This window comes from Streptomyces sp. NPDC059534, assembly GCF_042743475.1.
Lineage (GTDB): Bacteria > Actinomycetota > Actinomycetes > Streptomycetales > Streptomycetaceae > Streptomyces.
This window is the reverse complement of record NZ_JBHWAQ010000016.1, coordinates 67,076-92,802: the sequence shown is the minus strand read 5'-3', so window position 1 is coordinate 92,802 and position 25,727 is coordinate 67,076. Positions and strand designations below refer to the sequence as shown.

19 protein-coding genes are annotated in these 25,727 nt (G+C 73.7%); 12 read left to right on the top strand and 7 right to left on the bottom strand.

The window, feature by feature from the left end; genetic code table 11:
- Positions 1-67 precede the first annotated feature (67 nt).
- Complete coding sequence (yicI, locus tag ACFVZH_RS20165; RefSeq protein ID WP_384898730.1) at positions 68-2,317, top strand: alpha-xylosidase; 2,250 nt, start codon at positions 68-70, stop codon at positions 2,315-2,317.
- 227 nt (positions 2,318-2,544) lie between these two features.
- Positions 2,545-2,979 carry a YdeI/OmpD-associated family protein gene (locus tag ACFVZH_RS20160; RefSeq protein ID WP_384898729.1) on the top strand — a complete coding sequence of 145 codons (435 nt, stop codon included), beginning with the start codon at positions 2,545-2,547 and terminating at the stop codon, positions 2,977-2,979.
- Between the two features lie 174 nt (positions 2,980-3,153).
- Here the strand turns inward: ACFVZH_RS20160 and ACFVZH_RS20155 are convergent, their stop codons facing one another.
- On the bottom strand, positions 3,154-4,053 hold the full coding sequence (locus tag ACFVZH_RS20155; protein WP_384898727.1) for a GNAT family N-acetyltransferase: 900 nt from the start codon (positions 4,051-4,053) through the stop codon (positions 3,154-3,156).
- Between the two features lie 215 nt (positions 4,054-4,268).
- Positions 4,269-7,124, bottom strand: a complete 2,856-nt coding sequence (locus ACFVZH_RS20150; RefSeq protein WP_384898726.1) for a glycoside hydrolase family 3 C-terminal domain-containing protein — start codon at positions 7,122-7,124, stop codon at positions 4,269-4,271.
- A 337-nt stretch (positions 7,125-7,461) separates the two neighbouring features.
- Here ACFVZH_RS20150 and ACFVZH_RS20145 point away from each other — a divergent pair, with 337 nt between their 5' ends.
- Genes ACFVZH_RS20145 through ACFVZH_RS20125 form a run of 5 tightly spaced genes read left to right on the top strand, consistent with a single transcriptional unit; the run spans position 7,462 to position 15,637 of the window.
- Positions 7,462-9,159: an extracellular solute-binding protein gene (locus tag ACFVZH_RS20145; RefSeq protein WP_384898725.1), complete on the top strand. Its 1,698-nt coding sequence runs from the start codon at positions 7,462-7,464 to the stop codon at positions 9,157-9,159.
- 2 nt (positions 9,160-9,161) lie between these two features.
- Positions 9,162-10,226 (top strand): ABC transporter permease, encoded by a 1,065-nt coding sequence (locus ACFVZH_RS20140; RefSeq protein WP_384898724.1) that lies wholly within the window; start codon positions 9,162-9,164, stop codon positions 10,224-10,226.
- The gene (locus tag ACFVZH_RS20135; RefSeq protein ID WP_384898723.1) at positions 10,223-11,206 is read left to right on the top strand and encodes a carbohydrate ABC transporter permease; all 984 of its coding nucleotides are present in this window, start codon (positions 10,223-10,225) and stop codon (positions 11,204-11,206) included. The genes ACFVZH_RS20140 and ACFVZH_RS20135 overlap by 4 nt, the downstream gene beginning before the upstream one ends.
- A 34-nt stretch (positions 11,207-11,240) precedes the next feature.
- Positions 11,241-13,286, top strand: coding sequence for a beta-galactosidase (locus ACFVZH_RS20130; protein WP_384898722.1), 2,046 nt, complete (start codon positions 11,241-11,243; stop codon positions 13,284-13,286).
- Entirely contained in the window at positions 13,283-15,637 is a 2,355-nt protein-coding gene (locus ACFVZH_RS20125; RefSeq protein WP_384898721.1) for a glycoside hydrolase N-terminal domain-containing protein, read from the top strand. Before ACFVZH_RS20130 ends, ACFVZH_RS20125 begins: the two co-directional genes overlap by 4 nt.
- Here the strand turns inward: ACFVZH_RS20125 and ACFVZH_RS20120 are convergent.
- A complete protein-coding gene (locus tag ACFVZH_RS20120; protein ID WP_384898720.1) occupies positions 15,582-16,619 on the bottom strand; it encodes a LacI family DNA-binding transcriptional regulator in 1,038 nt (345 codons plus the stop codon). The two genes, ACFVZH_RS20125 and ACFVZH_RS20120, sit on opposite strands and share 56 nt — an antisense overlap.
- Before the next feature lie 273 nt (positions 16,620-16,892).
- On the opposite strand from ACFVZH_RS20120, the gene ACFVZH_RS20115 reads away from it, so the two are divergent.
- Complete coding sequence (locus ACFVZH_RS20115) at positions 16,893-17,195, top strand: hypothetical protein (protein WP_384898719.1); 303 nt, start codon at positions 16,893-16,895, stop codon at positions 17,193-17,195.
- Between the two features lie 10 nt (positions 17,196-17,205).
- Here ACFVZH_RS20115 and ACFVZH_RS20110 read toward each other — a convergent pair whose 3' ends face one another.
- The 3 genes from ACFVZH_RS20110 to ACFVZH_RS20100 form a co-directional block, all read right to left on the bottom strand.
- Entirely contained in the window at positions 17,206-18,171 is a 966-nt protein-coding gene (locus ACFVZH_RS20110) for a hypothetical protein (RefSeq protein WP_384898718.1), read from the bottom strand.
- Between the two features lie 138 nt (positions 18,172-18,309).
- Entirely contained in the window at positions 18,310-19,332 is a 1,023-nt protein-coding gene (locus tag ACFVZH_RS20105) for a zinc-binding dehydrogenase (protein WP_384898717.1), read from the bottom strand.
- Positions 19,329-20,483, bottom strand: coding sequence for a mandelate racemase/muconate lactonizing enzyme family protein (locus ACFVZH_RS20100; RefSeq protein WP_384898716.1), 1,155 nt, complete (start codon positions 20,481-20,483; stop codon positions 19,329-19,331). The genes ACFVZH_RS20105 and ACFVZH_RS20100 overlap by 4 nt, the downstream gene beginning before the upstream one ends.
- A gap of 222 nt (positions 20,484-20,705) precedes the next feature.
- Between ACFVZH_RS20100 and ACFVZH_RS20095 the strand changes: the two genes are divergently transcribed.
- Positions 20,706-21,479 carry an IclR family transcriptional regulator gene (locus ACFVZH_RS20095; protein WP_384898715.1) on the top strand — a complete coding sequence of 258 codons (774 nt, stop codon included), beginning with the start codon at positions 20,706-20,708 and terminating at the stop codon, positions 21,477-21,479.
- Between the two features lie 76 nt (positions 21,480-21,555).
- On the opposite strand, the gene ACFVZH_RS20090 is transcribed toward ACFVZH_RS20095, so the two are convergent.
- On the bottom strand, positions 21,556-22,833 hold the full coding sequence (locus ACFVZH_RS20090) for an ROK family protein (RefSeq protein ID WP_384898714.1): 1,278 nt from the start codon (positions 22,831-22,833) through the stop codon (positions 21,556-21,558).
- Positions 22,834-22,974: 141 nt separating this feature from the next.
- Here ACFVZH_RS20090 and ACFVZH_RS20085 point away from each other — a divergent pair, with 141 nt between their 5' ends.
- Genes ACFVZH_RS20085 through ACFVZH_RS20075 form a run of 3 tightly spaced genes read left to right on the top strand, consistent with a single transcriptional unit; the run spans position 22,975 to position 25,726 of the window.
- Entirely contained in the window at positions 22,975-23,880 is a 906-nt protein-coding gene (locus ACFVZH_RS20085; RefSeq protein WP_384898713.1) for an SMP-30/gluconolactonase/LRE family protein, read from the top strand.
- Between the two features lie 26 nt (positions 23,881-23,906).
- Positions 23,907-24,545, top strand: coding sequence for a bifunctional 4-hydroxy-2-oxoglutarate aldolase/2-dehydro-3-deoxy-phosphogluconate aldolase (locus ACFVZH_RS20080; protein ID WP_384898712.1), 639 nt, complete (start codon positions 23,907-23,909; stop codon positions 24,543-24,545).
- Entirely contained in the window at positions 24,542-25,726 is a 1,185-nt protein-coding gene (locus tag ACFVZH_RS20075) for a sugar kinase (RefSeq protein ID WP_384898711.1), read from the top strand. The genes ACFVZH_RS20080 and ACFVZH_RS20075 overlap by 4 nt, the downstream gene beginning before the upstream one ends.
- Position 25,727: the final 1 nt, after the last annotated feature.

Sequence of the window (25,727 nt, the reverse complement as noted above, 5' to 3'; positions counted from 1 at the left end):
TTTTGTTTTCTGGGATAACTATTGGGGGCTCCGCGGAGCCCCTCCGCCCCCGTCCTCAAGGAACAGCATGAAGTTCACCGACGGCTTCTGGCTCATGCGCGAGGGCGTCCACGCCTCGTACGCCACCGAAGTCCGCGACCTGCGCACCGAAGCCGACCGCTTCACCGCCTACGCCTCCGTCAAGCGGGTCCTGACCCGTGGCGACACCCTGAACTCGGCCCTCCTGACCGTGGAGTGCCGCGCCCACGCCGAGGGCGTCATCGGGGTCCGCGTCACCCACCACGCCGGAAAGGCCCACCACGGACCGGACTTCGCCCTCGCGGACGGCGGACCGGGCGCCGGCGCGGTCCACGAGGACGGATCGGTCGTCGAACTCGCCTCGGGGCCGCTGCGGCTGCGCCTGGACCGCGCGGCGCCCTGGACGCTGAGCTTCACGGACGCCGACGGTCGGCCTCTCACCGAAGCCGGCCGCAAGGGCACCGCGTTCGTCACCACCCCCGACGGCGCCCACCACATGGCCGTCCAGCTCGCGCTCGGCGTCGGCGAGCAGATCTACGGCCTCGGCGAGCGCTTCACCCCGTTCGTGAGGAACGGCCAGAGCGTCGACATCTGGCAGGCCGACGGCGGCACCAGCAGCGAACAGGCGTACAAGAACATCCCGTTCTACCTCTCCTCGCGCGGCTACGGCGTCTTCGTCAACCACCCCGGACGCGTCTCCTTCGAGGTCGGCTCCGAAGCGGTCGGCCAGGTCCAGTTCAGCGTCGAGGACCAGAGCCTGGAGTACCTGGTCGTCGCGGGCCCCACCCCCAAGGACGTCCTCGCCCGCTACACCGCGCTCACCGGCCGCCCCGCCCTGCCGCCGCCCTGGTCCTTCGGCCTCTGGCTGACCACCTCGTTCACCACCCGGTACGACGAGGCGACCGTGACCTCCTTCGTCGACGGCATGGCCGCGCGCGACATCCCGCTGTCCGTCTTCCACTTCGACTGCTTCTGGATGCGCGAGTACCAGTGGTCGGACTTCCGCTGGGACCCCGACACCTTCCCCGACCCGGCCGGCATCCTCGCCCGCCTCAAGCAACGCGGGCTGCGCGTCGGCCTCTGGATCAACCCGTACATCGCCCAGAAGTCCGAGCTCTTCGCGGAGGGCGCGGAGCGGGGCCTCCTGGTCCGCCGGCCGAACGGCGACGTCTGGCAGTGGGACCTGTGGCAACCCGGCATGGCCCTGGTCGACTTCACGAACCCCGAGGCCAGGACCTGGTTCCAGGAGAAGCTGCGCCCGCTGCTCGCCCAGGGCGTCGACTGCTTCAAGACCGACTTCGGCGAGCGGATCCCCACGGACGTCGTCTGGCACGACGGCTCCGGCCCCGAGCGCATGCACAACCACTACGCCCAGCTCTACAACCGGACCGTCTTCGAACTCCTGGAGAAGGAGCGCGGCACCGGCGAGGCCGTCCTCTTCGCCCGTTCGGCGACCGCCGGCGGCCAGCAGTTCCCCGTCCACTGGGGCGGCGACTGCTGGGCCTCCTTCGAGGCCATGGCCGAGTCCCTGCGCGGCGGCCTCTCCCTCTCCCTCAGCGGATTCGGCTTCTGGAGCCACGACATCGGCGGCTTCGAGGGCACCCCCGAGCCGGAGGTCTTCACCCGCTGGCTCGCCTTCGGCCTGCTGTCCTCGCACAGCAGGCTGCACGGCAGCGACTCCTACCGGGTGCCGTGGGAGTTCGGCGACGCCGCCGTCGACGTCGCCCGCCGCTTCACCCGGCTCAAGCACCGGCTCATGCCGTACCTGTACGGCGCCGCCGTCGAGGCCCACACCACCGGCACCCCCGTCATGCGGCCCATGCTGCTGGACTTCCCCGACGACCCCGCCTGCCGCACCCTCGACCGGCAGTACATGCTCGGCCCCGACCTCCTCGTGGCCCCGGTCATGAGCCCCGGCGGAGAGGTCGAGGTGTACGTCCCCGAGGGCGAATGGACCCACCTCCTCACCGGCGAGACCGTCACCGGCCCCGCCTGGCGCCACGAGACCCACGACCTCCACAGCCTCCCCCTGTACGTCCGCCCCGGCGCAGTCCTCCCCCTCGCCGTCGACGACTCCCGCCCGGACGGCGCCTGGCTCGACGGCCTCACCCTCCTCGTCGCCCCGGGCGCCACGCCCGGCACCACGACCACCGTCACCGTCCCCGACCACCGGGGCGCCCCGGCGGCGGTCTACCGCGTCACCCGCACCCCGGACGGCCCGCACGTGGAGACGACGGGCACCGAACTTCCCTACGCGGTAAGGACCCTGGGACCCGGAGGCGTCCTGGACGGGAACTGACCCACGACGTGGCCGAGATAGGGCGACGAGGCACGGAAGGCCGGCGCTACGATCCTCAAGCCCGCCGGTGCTCTGCCGCGCGGCGGCTGCGGCGGTACCTTCGCGGACCCGGACGGCGACGTCCGGACTCTCGGCTGCGGCGCCCCGGGATCCGGCCGTTCGCAGCGGCTGTGGGAGCCGGGCGGGAGCGATCCGCGGTGTGCCGGCAGGACAACAGGAGGAAGATCATGAAGTTTCGGTCCCACGTCGAGCCGCCCGAGCGCATGCGGGGCCTGGAAGTTCCGCCCGAGGTGGTGGCCGCGCTCGGCGGAGGCGCGCGGCCGCCGGTGACGATCACCGTCAACGGGCATTCCTGGAAGAGCCGGGTCGCCATCATGCGAGGCCGCCACCTGCTCGGCCTCAGCAAAGCCAACCGGGAGGCCGCGGGTGTCGACACCGGCGAGGAGGTCGAGGTCGAGCTGGAGCTCGACACCGAGCCGCGCGTCGTCGTCGAGCCGCCGGACTTCGCCGCGGCCCTGGACGAAGACCCCTTCGTCCGCGCCGCGTACGACAGTCTTTCCCACACCCGCAAGCGCCAGCACGTGCTCGCCATCGAGAGCGCGAAGGGGGCCGACACGCGCCGGCGCCGCATCGAGAAGGCCATCGCCACCCTCCGGAGCTGACACCGCAACGGCGCACCGGGTGGGGTGCCTGTCTCGAAGCGGCGACCCGCCAGGGTGTCGTCGTGCACCCGGCGGCTGAGGAAGCTCACCGGCCCGCTCGTGAACGGACCCGGGCATGGGCAAGCGGTCCGGACCTGAGCTCGGACCGGACCGCTTGCGGCATGCTACGACTCGTCAGGACGCCTGGCCCGCCGGGTGGAAGTTGAGGCGTTCACGGATGACGGGGAAGCCGGCCTTGGCGAAGTTGGCGGCCATGGGGAAGTTGCCCTGGTCGGTCGCTCCGCTGATGGACTCCGCGCCGTGTTCGACGAGGAGGTGGGTGCATTCCGCGAGGAGGTCGTAGGCGTAGCCGTGACCGCGCTGCTCCGGGAGCACTCCGATGAAGCCGATGGTGGGGCCGGAGGGGTTGTGGGCCGGGATGTGGATGCCGGCCAGGTCGCCCTCCGGTGTGTACGCGACCTGCCACCACTCCCGCGGGGAGGGGCACCAGTGGAAGAAGTCGAGTTCCTCCTGGGCGGCCTGGTCGAGGCCGCCCTCCTCGATGGCCCTGAGCGCGTGGGCGTCCAGGGTGACGGAGTGGATGCGGCGCAAGGCGTCGAGGAACACGGTGTCGTCGGGTTCGGCGCCGAAGCGCAGGCGTCCGGGCCGTTCGGGCAGACCGCGCTCCGGGGTCCAGTGGTACAGGAAGCGTTCCACGAGGAGTTCGTACCCCGCGGCGCGTGCGGCGGCGAAGCGGGCCTCGGCGCCGGCGCGCAGGTCGGTGTTCTCCCGCCAGCCGCCGGGCAGGTTGATCTCCAGTTCGACCTGCCAGGGGGCGGAGCGCAGGAGTTCGGCACCGGCCTCCTCCTCGCCCTCGGCCACGTCGAACCAGTTGATGTTGACGGGCTCGGCGTCGTCGGGGCCGCCCCACCAGGCACCGCGTGCGACGACCTCGCCGTCGCGCAGGGCGACGCGCTTCCAGTCGGGGCGGAACCGGGTACGCCGGTGGGCTTCACCGGCGCCGAGGGGGTCGGGGTGTGCGTCGAAGAGAGGGGCGTCGCTCGCGGAAAGCGCGCGGATGACCGTATCGGTCATGGATTCCTCCGGGATACAGGCTGCTTGGAGCGCTCCCGGTCAGAACGGACGAACCACGCCGGGACAGCGGAAGAGGGAGCGCGGGAAAGGTGTGAACTGCACGGCACTCGCCTCCTTCCGTCCGTTTCAGGGCGTGAGCCACACCGTACGTGATCCTCCGCGGGGCCGTCCACGGATTTCCGCGCCCCGTGAAGTCCCTGGCGCGGCGGCGGCGATCAGCCCGGGAAGTCCAGGCGCGCGAGGCGCACCCGCCCGCGCAGCGTGACGCGGAGGTCCGTGACGTCCTGGGCTTCCAGGGGGGCGCTCAGGGTGCGGTAGGCGTACGGGCCGCCGGTCGGGGGCACCTCGAAGCGGACCGGCTGGCCGGCGGTGAGGGACAGCTCCACCAGGCCCTCGCCCGCGACCGTCACGGCCACCTCCGTCACGCCGTCGGCGAAGTCGCAGGAGCGGTACAGCAGGGTGCCGGGCCCGTCCGGTGAGGAGGGGGTCACCGCGTCCCCCGAGACCTTCGTGCGGTCGACGATGACCGTGCCGGACTGCTCGTCGTAGTCGGCCGCGGCGAGCCCGCCGGAGACGACCGGACGGGGGCCCGGGGCCGTGCCCACCCTCTCGACGCGGACCGTGCGGCGGATGTCGGCGCTGGACGGGCCCGCCTGGAACTCGTACGCCCCGGGCTCCACGGTCCACCGGCCGTGGGCCACGTCCCAGTGGCCGAGGGCGGCCGACGGCACCGCGAAGCCGAGGGTGACGGTGGAGCCGGGGGCGAGGGGGACGCGTTCGTGCGCGACGAGTTCGCGGTGCGGGCGCGGGACGGAGGGGGCGACGGCGCGGGCGTAGACCTGCACCACCTCGTCCGAGGCGACGGGGCCGGTGTTGGTGACCGTGCAGGACACCCGGACGGTCTCCCCGTCGACGGTCGCGGTCAGCTCCTCGTAGCCGAAGGTCGTGTACGACAGGCCGTGCCCGAAGGGGAAGAGCGGCGTTCCGTCGAAGTACAGGTACGTCTGGCGCCCGCCGATCACGTCGTAGTCGAGCATCCCGGGCAGGTCGCCGTCGGAGGCGTACCAGGTCTGCGGGAGCCGTCCCGCCGGTGAGACGTCGCCGGCGAGGACCCGGGCCAGCGCCGTGCCCGCCGCCTGGCCGCCGTGCGCGGTCCAGAGCAGCGCCGGGAGCGTCGCCGCCGCCTCCGGTATCGCGTACGGGTAGGCGGAGGTGAGCACGAGGACGGTCCGCGGGTTGGCGGCGTGCGCGGCCCGCCACAGCCGGTCCTGGTGGGCGGGGAGGCCGAGCGTCGTGCGGTCCTCGGTCTCCCGGCCGTTGACGTGCGGGTCGTTCCCGGCGACGACGACCACCACGTCCGCCGCCGCGGCGGCCCGGGCGACCGCCTCCTCGCCGCGTTCGACCGTCTCGACGGTGAACGTCTCGGCCGATCCGCGATCCGCGGCAACCTTCACGGCTCCGGCGGCGACAGAGACGTAGCCCCCCGTCCCGAGGTGCACAAGGAGGTGCCCGTCCCCATGGGCTTCGAGCCGGAACGTCTCCTGGACGACCCATCCGCCGGGTTCGTCCGCCGACGCGCGGACGAACCCGTCCTCGGCGACCGACAGATACCGGCCGCCGGGGGCGCGCAGCGTCAGCACCCCGTCGCCCCAGTCGACCAGGGCCAGTTCGGAGCCTTCCGCGTCGGCGGTCAGCGGTGGCAGGTCGGTGCGGCCGGCGACCAGCGCGGGGTCGAGAGCGCCCCCGGCGTCCGGTACGGGCTCCGCCGCCCCGGTGTCCGGCACCCGGAGCCGGGCGCCGGACGCGGTGCGCAGCCGGATCCGGTCCACGCCCTCGGCGAAGGCCACCCGGTCGGGGCCGAAGCGGTCCCGCAGCCCGTCCAGCGGGGAGGAGCGGTGGAGCAGCGCGCCGCTGTACCAGTCCAGTTTGCAGGCGTCGGCGAGGAGGCCGACCACCGCGATCCGGGCCCCGTCGTTCGCGAGCGGAAGGAGGGGGCCGCCGCCTTCGAGCGGTTCGTTCCGGAGGAGGACGACCGCGGCCTCCGCCGCCTCGCGGGCCAGTTCCCGGTGCTCGGGGGTGTCGAAGCGGTCCTCGCCGGCGTACGGACCGGAGTCGGGGTCGAACTCGCCGAGCAGGCAGCGCACGGTCAGCTGCCGCCGTACGGCACGGTCCACGTCCGCCTGGTCGATCAGACCCCGCTCCAGGGCTCCGCGCAGCCGGCCCAGGATCACCGAGGCGTCCGTCCCGTGGTCGGTGAAGGAGTCGACGCCGGCCCGCAGCGATGCCGCCACGGCCTCCTCGTGGGTGGCGAAGTACGCCTGCGAGTCGGCCAGGTTGGACGGCGCGCCCGCGTCCGAGCAGACGAGCAGCTCCTGGTCCGTCCAGGCGCGGAGCTGCTCCTCCAGATACGGCGAGAGGTGGTTCGGGCGGCCGTTGACCAGGTTGTACGCGGGCATGACCCCGGCGACCGCTCCCGCCTCGACGGCGCCCCGGAAGGCCCGCAGGTCGTACTCGTGCAGTACCCGGGGGCGTACGGAGGCCGAGGAGGTGTCGCGCGCGGCCTCGTTGTTGTGTGCCAGCCAGTGCTTGAGGACGGGTGCGGTCCGCCAGTACAGCGGGTGGTCGCCGCGCAGCCCCCGGGTGAACGCGGTGGCGATCGCGGACGTCAGAGCCGGGTCCTCGGAGTACCCCTCCTCGCCGCGCCCCCACAGCGGGTTGCGCAGCAGGTTCACGGTCGGCGCCCACACGTTGAGGCCGACCCGGTCGTCCTTGGCGCGCATCGCGCGCGCCTCGCGGGACACCGCCTCGCCGACCCGGCGCACGAGGTCCGGGTGCCAGGTCGCCCCGAGCCCCACGGCCTGCGGGAAGACGGTCGCCGGGCCCATCCAGGCGACGCCGTGCAGGGCTTCCTGGCCGGTCCGGAAGGCGGCGAGGCCGATGCGCTCGACCTCGGGCGTGAACTGGTGCAGCAGCGCGAGGCGTTCGTCGGCGGTGAGCCGGCCGATCAGGTCGTCGACGCGCCGGGCGACGGGGAGGGCGGGGTCACGGAAGGGCGGCCGTTCTGCGGTCACGGGGGAGTCCCTTGGCAGAGGAGGGAAGGGAGGATTTCGAAGCGCTTCGATGCTCCGTGCGTGCGGCGTGGGTGTCAAGGCGTGACGGATGCCCACTTCCCGTACGCGCAAAGGGCCTTGGGGGAGGGCCGAAGCGGCCGTCACCCCGAGAATCTCGGGAGCGACTCTTGCCGCGCCTGTGACGTTCACTTAACCTCGCAGCAATATCGAAGCGCTTCGACTCGCTGGTCGACGGCGCCCGGGGCTCCGCCCCGCCCGATCCATCTCCACCACCGCAGCCGGCCGACGACCCCTCGGTCGCCGTTTGTCCTGGCGCGTGCCATGAAGGGTTGACGCAATGACGCCGAACGCCGTCTCCACGGGCTCCCGGAGATCCACCCCGAGCCGGAGGACCTTCCTCACGGCCACCGCCGTCGCCGCCGCCGTGGCCGGCGGCGTACCGCTGCTCTCGGCCTGCGGCGGCGGCAAGGACACCGGGAAGAAGGACGGCACCACCACCGGCAAGGACGCCGCGAAGATCCTGCCCGCGTTCGTCGCCGGCACCGTCGTCGCCCCCGACGTCGCGCCGAAGAACGGCTCCGCCGCCGGCTTCACCCGCGCCATCCCGAGTGCGGAGCTCGTGGCATCCGTGGCCACGAAGAAGGGCAAGGGCACCGCCCTCACCGTCATGGCGCCGCTCTGGGGCACCCCGCCCGCCCCCGGCAACCCGTACTACAAGGCCATGAACGAGGCCATCGGCGTCGACGTCACCTGGCAGAACCAGGACGGCAACGTCTACGACCAGAAACTCGGCGCCGTCCTCGCCTCCAGCGAGATCCCCGACGTGGTCGTCGTCCCCGGCTGGAACCTCGGCGGCAAGATACCGACCGCGATCAACGCCAAGTTCGAGGACCTCGGCCCGTACCTGTCCGGCGACAAGGTCAAGGCGTACCCCAACCTCGCGGCGATCCCCACCGATGCCTGGCAGCGCTCGATCTTCGGCGGGAAACTCCGCGGCCTGCCCATGCCCGCCTCGTACGTCACCAACATCGCGCCCTTCTATCGCAAGGACCTCTTCGACGCGAAGGGCTGGCACCTCCCCAAGAGCGCAGACGAGTTCCTCGCCCTCGCCAAGGAGATCACCAACGCCAGGGCGAAGGTGTGGGCTTGCGGCGACATGACCTGGACCGCGTACAACATGTTCGGCGTGCTCTCCGGCAGCGACAAGGCCCTCGGCTGGAACCTCGTCGACGGCAGGCTGATCAACCGCATCGAGACGCCGGAGTACCTCGAAGCCCTGGAGTGGAGCCGCAAGCTCTTCGACGCCGGAGTCGTCCACCCCGACGAGAAGGCCCAGAACCAGGGGGACACCGGCAACCGGTTCACCGCGGGCCAGGTCCTGATCTACAACAACGACCTCTCCCACTGGTACGCCAAGACCTCCGAGCAGGCCGCCCAGAACCCGTCGTTCGCGATGGGCGCCATGGACATCCCCGGACACGCCGGCGGCACGCCGAAGCTGTGGGCCACCAACCCGGCCAACATCTGGGCCTTCGTGAGGAAGGGCAGCTCCAAGGCCGTCGTCGAGGACGTCCTCGCCATCGCCGACTTCACCGCCGCCCCCTACGGCACCAAGGAGCGGATGCTCACCGACTACGGCGTCGAGGGCGTTCACCACACGGTCAAGGACGGCCTGCCCGTCAAGAACGACGCGGGCAACCTGGAGGTCAACAGCTCCTGGATGTTCGTCGCCAGCCCCGCCCCGTACATCGCCCACCCCGACACCCCCGACGTCACGAAGGCCATGGTCGAGTGGCAGCAGCGGATGGGCGCCGTCACGAGCAAGTCGTCCTTCTACGGCATGACCATCACCGAACCGTCCCAGTGGACCGGCCTCATGAACGACTTCGAACAGCTGGAGAAGGACATCGTCCGGGGCCGCAAGAAGGTCTCCGACATGCAGCAGGCCGTCTCCGAGTGGAAGAGCAAGGGCGGCGACCGGCTGCGCGACTGGTACCGGAAGCTCCTCGACACCGCCGGCTCCGCGGCGAGCTGACCGTGAGCACGCTCGACACCGAGGCGGCGGACCCGGCCGCGGAACCCGGCGAGGACCGCGCCGGGGACCCCCGCCGCGCCCGCCGCCGGGACTCCGCCGCCGGCCGGGCTCCTGACCGCGGGCCGGACCGCCGGGCCGGGAGGATCCCTCTCGGCCGGCGCTTCCGGCGCGACCGCACCCTCCTCCTCATGACCCTGCCGGCGCTCCTGCTCGTGGCGGTCTTCCACTACATCCCGATCCTCGGGAACGTCGTCGCGTTCCAGGACTACGACCCGTACGTCTCCACCAACGGCGTCAGCGCCATGCTGGAGAGCCCCTGGGTCGGCCTCGCCCAGTTCGAACGGGTCTTCTCCGACCCGGGGTTCTGGCACGCCGTCGAGAACACCCTCGTCCTCTTCCTTCTCCAGCTCCTGCTCTTCTTCCCGGTGCCCATCGCGCTCGCCCTGCTCGTCAACAGCGTGCTGCGGCCCCGGATCCGGGCGCTCGTCCAGGCCGTCCTGTACCTGCCGCACTTCTTCTCCTGGGTGCTCGTCGTCACCGTCTTCCAGCAGATCCTGGGCGGCGCCGGCATCATCGCCCAGACCCTCCGGGAACACGGCCACGAGGGCTTCGACCTCATGACCGACCCGGAGATCTTCAAGTTCCTCGTCACCGCCGAGGGCATCTGGAAGGACGCCGGCTGGGGCGTCATCGTCTTCCTCGCCGCGCTCGCCGCCGTCAACCAGGACCTGTACGAGGCCGCCGCCATGGACGGCGCCGGCCGATGGCGCCGCATGTGGCACGTCACCCTCCCCGCGCTCCGGCCCGTCATCGCGCTGCTCCTGGTGCTGCGCGTCGGCGACGCGCTGACCGTCGGCTTCGAGCAGCTGCTGCTCCAGCGCGACGCCGTCGGACCCGGCGCGGCCGAGGTCCTCGACACCTTCGTGTGGTGGACCGGTCTGCGCAGCCAGGACTTCGGCTACGCGGCGGCCGCCGGACTCATCAAGGGAGTGATCGGCCTCGTGCTGGTGCTCTCGGCGAACAAGGCCGCCCACCTCATGGGCGAGCAGGGGGTGTACCGCAAGTGACAGAGCGCACCACGGCCCGGCCCACGGGCACGCCCGCACGGCGCGGGCCGGCACCCGGGCACCGGCCACCGGCGGCCGCCCGCCGCTGGTCGGCGCCCGCCCGGCCCGTCTGGGAGGAGCCGCCCGGCCGGGCCGGACTCGCCGCCAAGGGCACCCTCCTCGTCCTGGCCTGCCTGGCGGTCCTCTTCCCGCTCTGGATCGTCGTCGTCACGAGCCTCTCGTCGAAGAAGACGATCACGGAGACCGGTGGCCTGGTGATCGTCCCCCGGGACCTCACCTTCGTCGCCTACCAGGAGCTGCTGAGCGGAGGCCAGGTCACGCGGGCGGCGGTCGTCAGCGTGCTGGTGACCGTGACCGGCACCCTCTTCTCCATGACCGTGTCGGTCCTCTGCGCGTACGGCCTGTCCCGGCCGGGCTCGCTCGGCCACCGCTTCATCCTGCTCGCGCTGATGGCCACCATGTTCTTCGGGGCCGGGCTCATCCCCACCTACCTCCTCGTGCAGACCCTCGGCCTCACCGACACCTACCTCGCGCTGATCCTCCCGAGCGCGGTCAGCGTCTTCAACATCCTCGTGCTGCGGGGCTTCTTCATGGGCATCTCGCCCGAACTCGTCGACAGCGCCCGCATCGACGGAGCAGGGGACCTGCGCATCCTCTGGCAGATCGTGATGCCCCTGTCGAGGGCGGTGATCGCCGTCATCACCCTGTTCTACGCGGTGGGTTACTGGAGCGCCTGGTTCAACGCCTCCATCTACCTCAGCGACCAGAACATGATGCCGCTGCAGAACGTCCTCATCCAGCTCGTGCAGAAGCAGGAGATCCCGGTCGGCCTCGGCCAGGCCGTCAAGGCCGGCAACCTCTCCGGTCTCGCCGTCCAGATGGCCGTCATGGTCCTCGCCCTGCTGCCGGTCGCCGTGCTCTCGCCCTTCGTCCAGAAGCACTTCAGGAAGGGCATGCTCACCGGCGCCGTCAAGGGCTGAGCCCCCGAAGTCCCCACCCCCTACGGAGAGTCAGATGCCGAGCCTCGACGACGTGACCCGGCCGCCCGGCCGGCCGCCCCGCATCCTGTACGGCGGCGACTGGAACCCCGAGCAGTGGCCCGAGGAGACCTGGGCGGAGGACGTCCGCCTCATGCGCCGCGCCGGGGTCGGCACCGTCACCCTCGGCGTCTTCTCCTGGTCGAGACTCGAACCCACGCCGGGTGCAAGGGAGTTCGGCTGGCTCGACCGGCTCATGGACCTGACGCACGCGCACGGCATCGGGGTGGTCCTGGCCACCCCCACCTCCTCGCCCCCGCCGTGGATGGGGCGGCTCCACCCCGAGACCCTGCCCAGGGACGAGGACGGCCGCACCGAATGGTGGGGCTCGCGCCAGCACTTCTCGCACTCCAGCGAGGTCTACCGGCGCCACGCGGCCGCGATCACCGAGGACCTCGCCGCCCGCTACGCCCGCCACCCCGCCCTGACCATGTGGCACATCAACAACGAGTACTGCACCCACGACTGGGGCGACGAGGCCGCCCGCACCTTCCGCCGCTGGCTCCGGGAACGCCACGGCACGCTCGACGCCCTCAACGCCGCCTGGGGCACCGACTTCTGGGGGCAGCGGTACGCCGACTGGGACGAGATCCTGCCCCCGCGCCGCGCCCACTACCTGAGGAACCCGGCCCACGTCCTCGACTTCCGCCGCTACACCTCGGACCTGCTCCTGGAGTGCTACCGCGCCGAACGCGACATCGTCCGCCGCCACACCCCGCACCTCCCCGTCACCACCAACTTCATGCCCTTCTGGTCCGGCCAGGACGGCTGGGCCTGGGCGGCGGAGGAGGACGTCGTCTCCGTCGACGTCTACCCCGACCCCCGCGACCCGCACGGCGGCCAGTACAACGCGATGATCGGCGACCTCACCCGCTCCGAGGCCGGCGGCCGGCCCTGGATGGTGATGGAACAGGCCGCCGGAGCGGTCAACTGGCGGGACGTCAACCACCCCAAGCCGTACGGCCTCAACCGCCTCTGGGCGCTCCAGTCCGTCGCCCACGGGGCCGACGCCGTCTGCTACTTCCAGTGGCGACAGTCCCGCCAGGGCGCGGAGAAGTTCCACTCCGGAATGCTCGGCCACGCCGGCGAACGCGGCCGGGTCTTCGGGGAGACCGTCCGCATCGGCGAGGACCTCGCCCGGCTCGGCCCCCGGGTCGCCGGCACCCGCGTCACCACCGACGTCGCCGTCCTCCACGACTGGAACTCCTGGTGGGCCGGCGACCAGGACGGGGCGCCCTCCCGCCGCGTCGACCACACCGAGATCGTCCGCGCCTGGCACCGCGCCCTCTTCGACGCCCGTCTCCCCGTCTCCTTCGCCCACCCCCACCACGACCTCACCGGCCACCGGCTCGTCCTCGTCCCGCACCTCTACCTCCTCGACGACACGGCGATCGAGAACCTCACCGCGTACGTCCGGGGCGGCGGCACCCTCGTCTGCGGCTTCCTCACCGGCGTCGCCGACCAGGACGACCGGGTCCGTCCCGGCGGCATGGACGCCCGGCTCCGCACCCTCCTCGGCATCGACCTCCTCCAGGAGTGGTGGCCGCTCGACGAGGGCGAGCACGCCGACTGCGGCTCCTTCCGCGGCACCCTGTGGTCCGAGGAACTCACCCCCGCCGACGGCGCGGAGACCGTCGCCGCCTACCGGGGCGGAGAGCTCGACGGCCTGCCCGCCGTCCTCCGCAACGGCCGCGCCTGGTATCTCTCCACGCTCCCCGAGCCCGCCGCCCTCTGCGGCCTGCTCGCCACCGCCGCCCGCGAGGCGGGAGTACGCCCCGCCCTCCACGACCTGCCCGACGGTGTGGAGGCCGTCCGCCGCGGCGACCTGCTCTTCCTCCTCCACCACGGCCGCGACCCGGTCACCGTGCCGCTGCCCGCCGCCCACCGCGACCTGCTCACCGGAACCACCGTGGAGGGGAAACTGAACCTGGAGCGGTACGGGGTCGCGGTCCTGGAGAAGATCCCGGCCGCCGCCCGCGAGGGCCACGGCACCACGGCCCCCGGCCCGGAGGAACGCCCGTGATCCACGGCACCTGGGAACCCGCGCCCGCCGCCCGCTGGGAGGACGCCTTCCTCGCCGGGAACGGCCGGCACGGCGTCCTGGTCCACGGCGACCCCGAGGACGACCGGGTGACCGTCACCCACCACACCCTCGTACGCCCGAACAACGCGCCCGCCGACACCGCGCCGCCCCGGCTCGCCACCCGGCTCCCCGCCCTCCAGGACGCCCTGCTCGCCGGGGACACCACGGCGGCCGAGACGTTCACGGACGGCCGTCCGCTGCGCTGGGTCCAGCCCTTCCACCCCGGATTCCGCACCCGCGTCCGGCGGGCACCCGGCGGCGGGGCGTTCCCCGTCCGCCGGTCCGTGGACTTCACCACCGGTGTGGTCACCGGCGTGTGCGGGGAGCGGCACTGCGAGGTGTTCGTCTCCCGGGCCGACGACGTCGTCGTGCAGTACGTGACCGCGCCCGGCCCCTCCGTCGAGATCGACCTCGACCACCGGCTGCCCGGCGCCCCCGCCGACCTCGTGATCGGCCGGGGCGTCTCCACCGCCCGCCGCGAGACCGTCCTCACCCTGTGCGCCCGCTACCCGGACAGCGTCCTCGGCTACACCGGCCTCACCCTCCTGCTCACCGACACCGGCCGCACGACCCTCACCGCCTCGGGCGTGCGGATCGAGGGTGCCGGTCGACTGCTCATGCTCACCCGCGTCCACCGTCACGCGGGCGACCTCGACCGGGAGGAGGAGACGGAGGCGCTACGGGCGCTGGCCGCCGGAACCAGGGCCGGTGCGGCCGCGCGCGGGGACCGCGCCCTGGCGCCCGACGCCGTCCAGGCCCGGCTGCTCGCCCGGCACACCGCCCTGCACGGAGCCGCGTACCGGCGCGTCACCCTCGACCTCAGGGCGGACGAGGCCGAGCGGGCGCTCCCCGGCTCGGCGCTCCTGCGGCGCCCCGAGAGCCCCGCCCTGCTCGAACGCCTCTTCGCCGCGGGCCGCTATCACCTGCTCTCCTCCTCGGGGATGCTGCCGCCCCGGCTCCCCGGGCTGTGGACGGGGGACTGGGACACCGCCTGGTCGGGCGCGTTCACCACCAACGCCAACCTGAACCTCCAGACCGCCTCCGCCGTCGCCGCCGACCTGCCCGAGGTGACGCGGGCCCACGCGGCGCTGGTGGAAGGGCAGGTGGCCGGGTGGCGGGAGAACGCCCGGGCGATCTTCGGTGGCCGGGGCATCGTGGCGCCGTCCCACACGGACGGCACGTCGGGGCACACGGACCACTTCAGCCGCGAGTACCCCCTCCACCTGTGGACCGCCGGCGCGGACTGGCTGCTCAAGCCCCTCCTCGACCACGACGAGGCGACCGGCCTGCGGGCCGCCCCGACCTCGGCGCTCCTGGCCGAACTCGCGGACTTCTACGAGGACTTCCTGACCCGCACCGGACCCGACGGACGGATCGCGATCGTCCCCTCCTACTCCCCGGAGAACCGGCCGAGCGGCGGCAGCTGGGGCGCGGTCAACGCCACCATGGACATCGCCGCCGCCCGGCACGCCCTGCACGCCGCCGCCGACCGCGCGCCGGCCGCGGACGCCGCCCGCCTGCGGAGCCTCGCCGACCGCCTCCCGCCCTACCGCGTCAACGACGACGGGGCGCTCGCCGAATGGTCCTGGCCCGGTCTCGGCGACACCTACCGGCATCGGCACCTCAGCCACCTCTATCCCGTGTGGCCGCTGGACGAGATCAACCCGTACGACACCCCGGCCCTGGCCAGGGCGGCCCGCCGCGCCCTCGAACTCCGCGGCAGCGAGAACGACTCGGCCCACGGCCACCTCCACCACGGCCTGATCGCCGCCCGGCTCGGGGAGGCCGCCCGCACCGAGGAGGCCCTCGCCCGGGTCCTCACCGGCGACTACTTCCACGACTCCCTGATGAGCGCGCACTACCCGGCCCGCGACGTGTACAACGCCGATGCCGCGCACGCCCTGCCGGCCCTGCTGGTCGAGGCCCTCGTGCAGTCGACGCCCGCCCGGCTCGTCCTGCTGCCCGCGCTGCCCGCGCGCTGCCCGAGCGGCCGGATCACCGGCGTACGGACCCGGTTCGGCGCCCGCGTCGACCTGACCTGGTCACCCGGCACGTACCGCGCGGTCCTCCGTCCCGACCGCGACGCCGACATCGAGATGCGGAGTCCGGCGGGGGCGGCCCGGCTCGTCCTGCGCCGGGGGAGGACCGCGTCGTCGGCTCATGAACCCGCGGGGCCGGGGGGGACGTCGACGGCCCACGGCGCGGCGCATCCGTACCGGGGCGCGAGGCCGGGCGTCAGGCTCCGGGTGCGCGGGGCGGCGGCGGGGGGCCGGAGCTGTCCCGGGTGGTGAGGACGGGGGTGAGGAGCTCGACGTCCGCGGCGCCCTCGCCGTCGGGCCGCCCGGCGAGGCGGGCGATCAGCCGCTCCACGGCCCTGCGGCCCAGTTCCTGCGCCGGGATCGCCACCGAGGTGAGGGCCACCGACGCCTGGGCGGCGACCTGGTCGGCGCAGACCGCGACCACCGACACGTCCTCCGGCACGGCGCGGCCGGTCCGCCGCAGCAGGGCGAGCAGCGGTTCCACGGCCGTCTCGTTCTGCACGACGAACGCGCTGACGCCCGGCCGTTCGTCGAGGATCCGGGCGAGCACCCCCGCCACGGCGTCGTGACTGCCCTCGCACGGCCGGTGCAGCAGCCGGACGTCCAGCTCGGCCGCCCGGGCGCGCAGGCCGCGCAGGGTCCGTTCGGCGAAGCCGGTGTGCCGGGCGTAGACGCCGGGGGACTCGCCGATCACCGCGATCTCGCGGTGCCCGAGTCCCGCCAGGTGGTCGACGCACAGCGCCCCCGCCGCCCGGAAGTCCAGGTCGACGCAGTTCAGCCCCGTGGGGTCGGCGGGCAGCCCGACCAGGACGGCGGGCGGGCCCGCGACGCGCAGGACGGGCAGCCGCTCGTCGTCGAGCTGGACGTCCATCAGGATCACCGCCTCGGCGAGCCCGCTGCCGGTGACCCGGCGCAGCGCGGAAGGGCCCTCCTCGCCGGTGAGGAGGAGGACGTCGTAGCCGTGGGCGCGGGCGGTGGTGGCGACGGCGACCGCGATCTCCAGCATCACCGGTACGTACATGTCGGTGCGCAGCGGCACCATCAGCGCGATGATCCGCGAGCGGCTGCTGGCCAGCGCCCGGGCGCCCGCGTGGGGCTGGTATCCGAGCTGTTCGATGCTGTCCCGCACCCGCTCGCGGGTGACGGCGGAGATGGGCCGCTTGCCGCTGAGGACATAGCTCACCGTGCTGGCCGACACTCCGGCGTGCCGGGCAACCTCGGCAAGGGTGACCATCCGCTCTCCCTGCGGGCCGTGACGGGGTGAATCGCTTCGACGGAAGTCGTCGAATGATCGACTCCGTCGCTCAGCGAGACCGTAACGCGGCTGTGTTGACGTGTCCAGAGAGGTGACCCGGGAATATCGAAGCGCTTCGATTAGGGGGTAGAGGCCATGGAATTGCCGAGTGGTCTACCGAACCGTTCAGTATTGACAGTGAACTGATCGGTATAGTTCATTCCTCTCGTGGGCGGCGCGGGCCGCCGGACCCGACGAGGAGGAGGCGGAGAGATGTTCGCTGTGGTGTACCGGTGGCGGCTGCGTCCGGGCCGGGAGCAGTTGCTCGTCGACGGCTGGCACCGGGTCACGGTGGCCATCCACCAGGAGTGCGGAAGCTACGGCTCCCGGCTCCACAAGGCGGACGACGGCACCTGGGTGGCCTACGCCCGCTGGCCCGACCGGGAGACCCGGGAGAAGTGCGGGACCCCCGATCCCGAGGGCGAGGCCATGATGCGCGAGGCGATCGCGGAGTACTTCCCCGAGACGCGCCTCGTCCTCGTCGACGACCTGCTGGCCGAGCCGGAGGCCGACTGACGGGCGGGCCTCAGGGGGTGGTGCCGGGGAAGCGGACCAGCGGGCCCGGGTGCCGGGAGCCGAGCGGGGACATGCCGCCGTCGGCCCCGTGCCGGGCGAGCAGGTCCAGGACGAGCCGGCCGCGCCGGACCCGCTCGCGGGCGGTCGCGAGGGCGTGCTCCCGCAGATGCGCCCCGTACGGGTAGATCCCGGCCGCCCCGCTCAGCCCGAACTTGAGGTACAGCGGCGCGCCCCGGCGGATCAACTCGGCCGCCTCGTACATCCGGACGTAGCCGCCCAGGTCGTCCGGCGCCTCGACATACAGGTCCATCGGGGCCCGGCTGACCCGCCGGATCTCGGTGAGATGGGCGAGGGTCAGATCGGACGGCACATTGAGCGAGTCGGCGCCGAGCCGCTCGTGGACGGCGTACGCGGCCGGGTTGGCCGGCCCGATCAGCGCGGACACCTTGAACGTCGTGTCGGCAGGCAACACCCCTTCGGTACGCAGCCGGTGCAGCGTCCAGAGGACGCCCTCGTCGGCGACCAGCAGGCACCGGACGCCCAGCTGCGAGGCGCGCAGGGCGTCCTCGACGCATCCGGCGAGCCCGTCGTGACCGCGGGCGCGCGGGCCCGCGCCGCCGGAGTCGGTCCGGGTGGCGGCGCCGGTGTCCCAGGTGCCGCGCGGCCCGGTGAACAGGCACAGCTCGACGGCGTGTTCGGCGCAGGCGCCGACCATCTCGGAGATCTCCCCGTCCGTCAGCATCCAGACGCCGCTGCCCTGGCTGACGCGGTGCACCGGCACGTCGAGCCGTTCGCTCTCCGCGAGGACGGCGGCGAGCGCCTCCGGGCCCTCGACGGAGGGGACCTCGGTGCGCCACAGCCCCCCGTCGGGGAAGGCGTGCGGGGAGGCGTCGTCGGGACGGGGGGCGGGCACGGGGTGGCCGATGCGCCGGAGCGCGTCGCCGCCGGGACGTCGGGGAGCCGGGCGGAGGGTCATCGGAGTCCTCTGTTCGGTTGGGCGGACGCGGTGCGGGGAGTGGTGCCGGAGCCGGGACGGGCCCGGGCCTGGGCCCGGAGGTGGGACCGGGCCCGGAATCGGGACCGGAATCCGGGACCGAGGGCCGGCGTACGGGGCTCAGGGGTGCAGGAGGACCTTGCCCGTCGCCGGGTCCCCGCCGCCCACCAGGGCGAGCGCCTCGCCGAACCGCTCCAGCGGGAAGGTGTGGGTGACGAGCGGGGCCGGGTCGAGCAGCCCCTGGGCGAGGGCGCGGACCGCGTCCGCCCAGGCGGCGGAGGAGGCGCCGAAGACGCTGCGGAGCTCCAGCTGGCTGACGGAGAGGTGGACCGGGTCGATCCCGGTGGCCCCGGCCGCGAACATGCCGGTGAGCACCACCCGGCCGCCGCGGCGGGCGAGGAGGCAGGAGGAGGCGGCCGTGGTCGGCGCCCCGGCGGTCTCCACGACCAGGTCGAAGCGCCCGGTGTCACCGTCCGACTCGGCGGGCGTGAGGGCCCGGGTCGCACCGAACGCCAGGGCCCGAACAGCCCGTTCGGCGCGCGGGTCCACCACCGTCAGTTCGGCGGGGGAGGAGGCGGCGAGCCACTGGACGGCGAGCAGCCCGAGGGTGCCCGCGCCGACGACGGCGATCCGTTCGCCCGGGCGCGGCTGGCCCGCCCGTACCGCGGCGGCGACGACGGCCGCGGGTTCGAGCAGGGCCGCGGCCCGCAGGTCCACCCCGTCGGGCAGCGGGTGCAGCAGCCGGGCCGGGACCACCAGGTGGTCGGCGAAGGCACCCGGCTCGGTGAAGCCGGTCTCGGCGTACCCGGCCGTGCACAGACTGGTCTCCCCGTACCGGCACCGCTCGCACGTCCCGCAGGACCGGAAGCCCTCCGCGACGCACGCCCGGCCGAGGAGCGCGGGGTCGACCCCGCCGCCCAGGGCCTCCACGGTCCCGGACCACTCGTGCCCCGGGACGACCGGGTAGCGGACGTAGCCCGGGGCCCGGCGGCCCTCGTACAGCTCGCGGTCGCTCATGCAGATGCCGGCGGCGGCGACCCGGACCCGGACCTCGCCCGGGCCCGGCTCGGGGAGCTCCCGCTCGACGAGCCGGTGCGCACCGGGCCGGTCGACCACGACCGCGCGACTGGACACGGCGCTCACTTCGGCTGCCTCCTCTCCCAGCCCTCGGCCCAGAGGTCGAAGCGGGCGCGCTGCTGCGGGAACTCGGCGGCCGCGTCCACGTCGAGCTCGACGCCGAGCCCCGGCTCGTGGGAGAGCGCGAAGCAGCCGGTCTCCGGATCGACCTCGGGCGCTCCGCGTACGACCTTCTTGATCTCGGCGTCCGCGAAGTCGTTGAAGTGCTCCAGGATCTTGAAGTTCGGTGTGCAGGCGGCGAGCTGGAGCGAGGCGGCGGTGAGGACCGAGCCGCCGACGTTGTGCGGGGCGACGAGGACGTAGTGGGTCTCGGCGGTGGCGGCCAGCTTGCGCGCCTCCAGGATGCCGCCGATGTGCCCGACGTCGGGCTGGACGATGTCCGCGGCCTGCGACTCGAACAGCTCCCGGAACTCGATCCGGTCGTGGATCCGCTCGCCGGTCGCGATCGGCAGATCCACCTTGTCGGCGACCTTCCGCAGGGCCTTGAGGTTCTCCGGCGGCACCGGCTCCTCCAGCCACGCGGGCCGGAACGGGGCGAGTTCCCGTGCGAGGCGGACCGCCGTCGCGGGGGAGAAGCGGCCGTGCATCTCCACCATCAGCTCCGTGTCCGGGCCGATCGCGTCCCGGACGGCCTCGATCAGCGCGACCGCCTCACGCGAGCGCTCGGCGTCCAGCTCGTACTGGCCGTTGCCGAACGGGTCGATCTTCAGGGCCCGGTAGCCGCGTGCCACCACCTCGCGGGCGGCGGCGTGATAGGCGTCGGGGGTGCGTTCGGTGGTGTACCAGCCGTTGGCGTACGCCTTGACGCGGTCGGTCACCTTTCCGCCGAGCAGCTGCCAGACCGGTACGCCCAGCGCCTTGCCCTTGATGTCCCAGCAGGCCATCTCCACGACCGCGATGCCGGACATGACGATCTCGCCGGCCCGCCCGAAGTCGCCGTACTTCATGCGCCGTACGAGGTCCTCGACCGCGAACGGGTCGGAGCCGGCGATGTGGTTGGCCTCCGCCTCGCGGAGATAGCCGACCAGGGCGTCGGTGTGGCCGAGCATCCGGGTCTCGCCGACACCCGTCAGCCCCTCGTCCGTGTGGACCAGGACGTAGGTGAGGTTGCGCCAGGGGGTGCCGACGACATGAGTGGTGATTCCCGTGATGCGCACGGTGGTTGCTCCCGGGGACGCGTAGGGACGGCGGGCGGTGTGTTCGGGATACCGGACACCGTCCGGTGGATCGGCGCGACCGTAGGCAGCGGCCCGCCGAGGTGTCAATGGGAGCGCGTCCACCGCGGGGCCGTTGCCCGGCCCCGGGCGCGCCGCTAGTCTCTGTCCGCGATTTCGGTCGCGGTACGGAATATCGAACGGCAGACGGTGAGGTGGGGCCCCATGGGACGGCTCGTTCCGGCGGTGACCAGGGCATTCGACATACTGGAGCTCTTCCTCCAGGGCGACGGGACGCTCTCCGCGCCCGAGATCACCCGCAGGCTCCAGCTGCCGCGCACGACCACCCACGAGCTGGTCAGCACCCTGACCGCCCGCAACTACCTCGTACCCGTGCCGGAGCAGCCCGGCCGCTACCGGCTCGGCGTGCGGACGTACCAGCTCGGCAGCCGGTACGCCGAGCAGCTGGACCTCGCGGCCGAGGGGCGGCAGGTCGCCCACGAGGTGGCCGAGACCTGCGGCGAGACCGTCCACGTCGCCCTCCTGGAGGACACGGACGTCATCTACGTGGCCAAGGTCGACTCCACCCACGCGGTACGGATGGTCTCGGCGGCCGGCCGCCGGCTCCCGGCCCACTGCACCGCCGTCGGCAAGATGCTGCTCGCCGCGCTCCCCGAGGCCGAGCTCGACGAGCGCCTCGACGGACGCGAGCTCGTCGCCATGACGCCCCGCAGCCTCACCGACCCGGACGTGCTGCGCGCCGCGCTCGCCGAGATCCGGATCCTCGGCGTCGCCCTGGAGCAGCAGGAGTCCAACCCGGACGTCAGCTGCGTCGCCGCGCCGGTGCGCGACCGCTCCGGCCGCGTCGTCGCGGCCCTGTCCATCTCCGTGCCGGTGCACCGCTGGAGCGAGGAGCGCGAGAACGAGCTCACCGCCCTCGCCGTGAAGGGCGCCGGTGAACTCTCGGTCCGCCTCGGCCACCGGCCCGCCGCACGCTGAACCCCGCTCCGTGGCCGGGCGCGCGGGCCCGGCCGTCGCCGCGGCGCGCGGGGCCCGGCTCCGTTCCCCGCCGCGCTCAGTCCCCCGCATCGGCGGCCCCGGCACGGCGGCCGTCGCGGCGCTCGCGGGGCCGGCGCATACGGCTGACCGGGCCGAAGACCTCCCGGTCGTCGAGGAAGCCCTCCAGGGCGAAGGCGGCCGCGCCCCGGGTGACGGCGTTGTGGGGGACGGCGCTGCGCCGCAGCGTCGCGGCCCGGTGGGGCAGCGTCAGGGCGTGCCGGGTGACGGCGTCGTGGGTGGCGGTGAGCAGACGCTCGCCGAGCAGGTCGACGACCTGGTTGCCGAGGACCAGCACCCGGGGGTTGAGCAGGTTGACCAGGTTGGCCACGGCGGCGCCCAGGTAGCGTCCCGTCCGGTCGATGACGGCGGCGGCCACCGGGTCCTCTTCCGCCGCGGCGCGGGCCAGGGCCGCGACCACGGCCGCGTCGTCCGGCCCGGTGGCCCGTGCGTCCTCGGGGGCCAGTTCGCGCCAGGTCCGGGCGATCCCCCGGGTGCTGACGTACGCCTCGACGCAGCCCCGGTTGCCGCAGGTGCAGAGCCGGCCGTCGAGCGCGAGGCAGGTGTGGCCCCACTCGCCCGCGCTGTTGGTGAACCCGCGGTAGAGCTGCCCGCCGATCGCGATCCCGGCGCCGACGCCGGCCCGCAGGGTGAGGACCACCAGGTCGTCGACCTCGCGTCCGGCGCCGAACCACAGCTCCGCGACCGTGCTGGCCCGCAGCGGGTTGTCGAGCCAGAGGGGCAGCCCGAGGCGTTCGTCCAGGAGCGCCCGCAGCGGCACCTCGTGCCAGGACCAGTACGGGGAGAAGGACGAGACACCGCCCTCGCGTTCCACCATGCCGGGCACGCTGACGCCCGCTCCGAGCACCTGTTCGCGGGGCACTCCGGAGCCGTTCAGCAGCTCCTCGACGCAGGCGGCGAGCTGCTCGACCACGTCGGCGGGCCGGACGTCGCCCGGAGGGAGGGGGCGCTCGACGGAGTGGCGCACCTCCAGGGCCAGGTCGAAGAGTTCCGCGTGGACCGAGGTCTCGGCGATGTCGATGCCGATCAGCGCGCCCCGCTCCGCGTTGACGGCGAGCCGGGCGCGGGGGCGGCCGCCGCCGGACTCCTCGTGGCCCGCCTCGACGAGGACGCCGGCCTCCAGGAGCTCGGCGGTGAGGTTGGCGACGGTGGCGAAGGAGAGGCCGGTGGCGGCCGCGAGGTCCTGGCGGCTCATCGCGCCGGGTCCCGCGTAGAAGCGCCGCAGGACCTCGAAGCGGTTGAGGCGGCGGATGTCCTGTGAAGTCCGCTTGATCATCCCTGGTGTCCTCCGCTCGGCCGGTCCGTCTACGGGGATCTTATTCAAAGGGTTGGAAGAAGCGGGCCTCGGGTTATTTACAACCGTTAGACGAACCCGTAGTTTTTTCGCACCGCACCCGTGACCGACCGAGGAGGCCAGATGCGGCACCTCAGGGCCGTGCCCTGCTCCCCCCAGCCCGGACGTCTGACGGAAGGGCCCGTCTGGGACCCCCGACGCCAAGAACTGCTCTGGGTGGACATCCCCGAAGCCCTCGTCCACCGCGCCGCCCTCGCCCCCGGCGACGACCTGCCCGACCTCGCCCCCGTCTCCACCCTCCGGTTCGACCGTCCCGTCGGCGCCGTCGTGCCCTGCGCGTCCGGCGCCCTGCTCGCCGCCGCCGGCACCTCCTTCCTCCACCTCGCCGAGGACCACCCGGTCGCCGACGCCGTCGAACTCGCCGCGCCCGTCCTCCCCGACGACGGCGTGCCCCGCCGGATGAACGACGCCGCCGTCGACCCCGCGGGCCGCCTCCTCGCCGGCACCATGGCGTACGACGAGAGGCCCGGCGCCGGCTCCCTCTACCGGCTCGACGGCGACGGCCTGATCACCCTCCTCGACTCCGTCACCATCTCCAACGGCCTCGGCTGGAGCCCCGACGGCAGCCGCCTCTACTACGCCGACAGCCCCACCGGCCGCGTCGACGTCTTCGCGTACGACCCCGCGACCGGCGCCCTCGGCGACCGGCGCCCCTTCGCCGTCCTCGACCGGGGCGTCCCCGACGGCCTCACCGTCGACAGCGAGGGACGCGTCTGGGTCGCCGTGTGGGGAGGCGGCGAAGTCCTCGCCTTCGAAGCCGACGGCACCCCCCACGCGCGCGTGGAGGTGGCCGCCTCCCACGTGACGAGCTGCGCCTTCGCCGGCCCCGCGCTCGACGTCCTGGTCATCACCACCGCCACCGCCGGCCTCGACGAGGAACGCCTGCGCGCCGAACCCGACGCCGGCCGCCTCTTCGTCTGCCGCCCCGGCGCCACCGGCCTGCCGGCCACCCCGTACGCCGACCGCTGACCCGCACCTCCGACAAGGAAGGCCCCATGACCACCCCGCACGAGGGGCTGCGTGCCGCCCTCGCGGCCGCCCCCGTCATCGCGATCCTCCGCTCCACCTCCGCCGCCCGCTTCGCCGAGGTCACCGACACCCTCCGGGCGTCCGGCGTCCACGCCGCCGAGTTCACCCTCACCACCCCGGGCGTGCTCGACGCCCTGCGGGAGTACGCCGCCGACGCCCCGCCCGGACTCGCCCTCGGCGCCGGCACCGTCACCACCCCCGCCGAGGCGCGGGCCGCCGTCGAAGCCGGCGCCACCTACCTCATCACCCCGACCACCTCCACCGAGGTCATCGCCGAAGCGGCCCGCCTCGACGTGCCCGTGCTCCCCGGTGCCTACACGCCGACCGAGATCCTCACCGCCTGGCGGGCCGGCGCCACCATGGTCAAGCTCTTCCCCGCCGCCACCGGCGGGCCCGCGTACCTCCGCGCCGTCCGCGCCCCCCTGCCCGACATCCCCCTCGTCCCGACCGGCGGCATCGACGCCGCCGACGCCCCCGCCTACCTCGCCGCCGGCGCCGCCGCCCTCGGCATCGGCAGCCCCCTCGTCGGTGACGCCTGCGAGGGCGGCTCCCTCGCCGCCCTGACCGACCGGGCCGCGGCCTTCCTCGACGGGATACGCCGATGACACGCCGCCCGGGGGCCGTGGCCGAGGCCGTGACCGACGTCGAGACCGGCACCGTGACCGACGTCGAGACCGGCACCGTGACCGACGCCGTGACCGGCGCCGACGCCGTGACCGACGCCCGCGCCGTGCCCGACGCCGGTACCGGCGCCGAGCCCCAGGCGGACGCCGCGGCGCCCGCACCGGCCGCCACTCCGCTGACGGTCGCTCCCGCGCGCCCGTCAGCCGTCGCGCCGGGCACCCCGCCCGCGCTCTTCACCCTCGGCGAGGCCATGGCGATGGCCGCCGCCACCGGACCCGGCCCGTTCGCCACCGGTGCGCCGCTGCGCCTCGGCTGGGCGGGCGCCGAGGCGACGGTCGCCATCGGGGTGAGCAGACTGGGGCACCGGGCGGCCTGGACGGGCCGGGTCGGCGAGGACGCGGCCGGGGAGATGGTCCTCGCCGGACTCCGCGCGGAGGGCGTCGACGTCGAGGGCGCCCGCAGGGAACCGGCGGTGCCGACCGGCCTGATGCTCCGCGAGCGGCGCACCGCCGACCGGCTCCGTGTCACGTACTACCGGGCCAGCCTGGCGGGCTCCCGGCTGGCCCCCGAGGACCTCGACGAGGACCGCCTCGCCGGGGCGCGGATCCTCCATGTCACCGGCATCACGCCGGCGTTGGGCCCGACGGCCCGCGCCGCCGTCGAGCGGGCGGTCCGGGTCGCCCGCGCCGCCGGGGTCACCGTCTCGTTCGACGTCAACCACCGCGAGCGGCTCTGGAGCCGGGCCGAGGCCGCCGAGGTACTCGCCCGACTCCTGCCGTTCACCGACATCGTGTTCGCCGGGCCCGAGGAGGCCGCCCTCTTCGTGCCGGACGGCGAACCGGCGGAGGCGGCCCGCGCCCTGACCCGGCTGGGCCCCGGGCAGGCGGTGCTCAAACTCGGCGCCCAGGGCGCCCTGGTGGTCGCCGACGGCGTCACGCACGTGCAGCGGGCCGTCCCCGTCACCGCCGTCGACCCCGTCGGGGCGGGCGACGCGTTCGTGTCCGGCTACCTCGCCGCCGTCCTCGACGGCTCCCCGGTCCCGGAACGCCTCCGCCTCGCCGCCCTCTGCGGAGCCTTCGCGGTCTCCGTCCCGGGCGACTGGGAAGGTCTGCCGCGCCGCGCCGAACTCGACCTGCTCGCGGCCCAGGACATCAGCCGCTGAG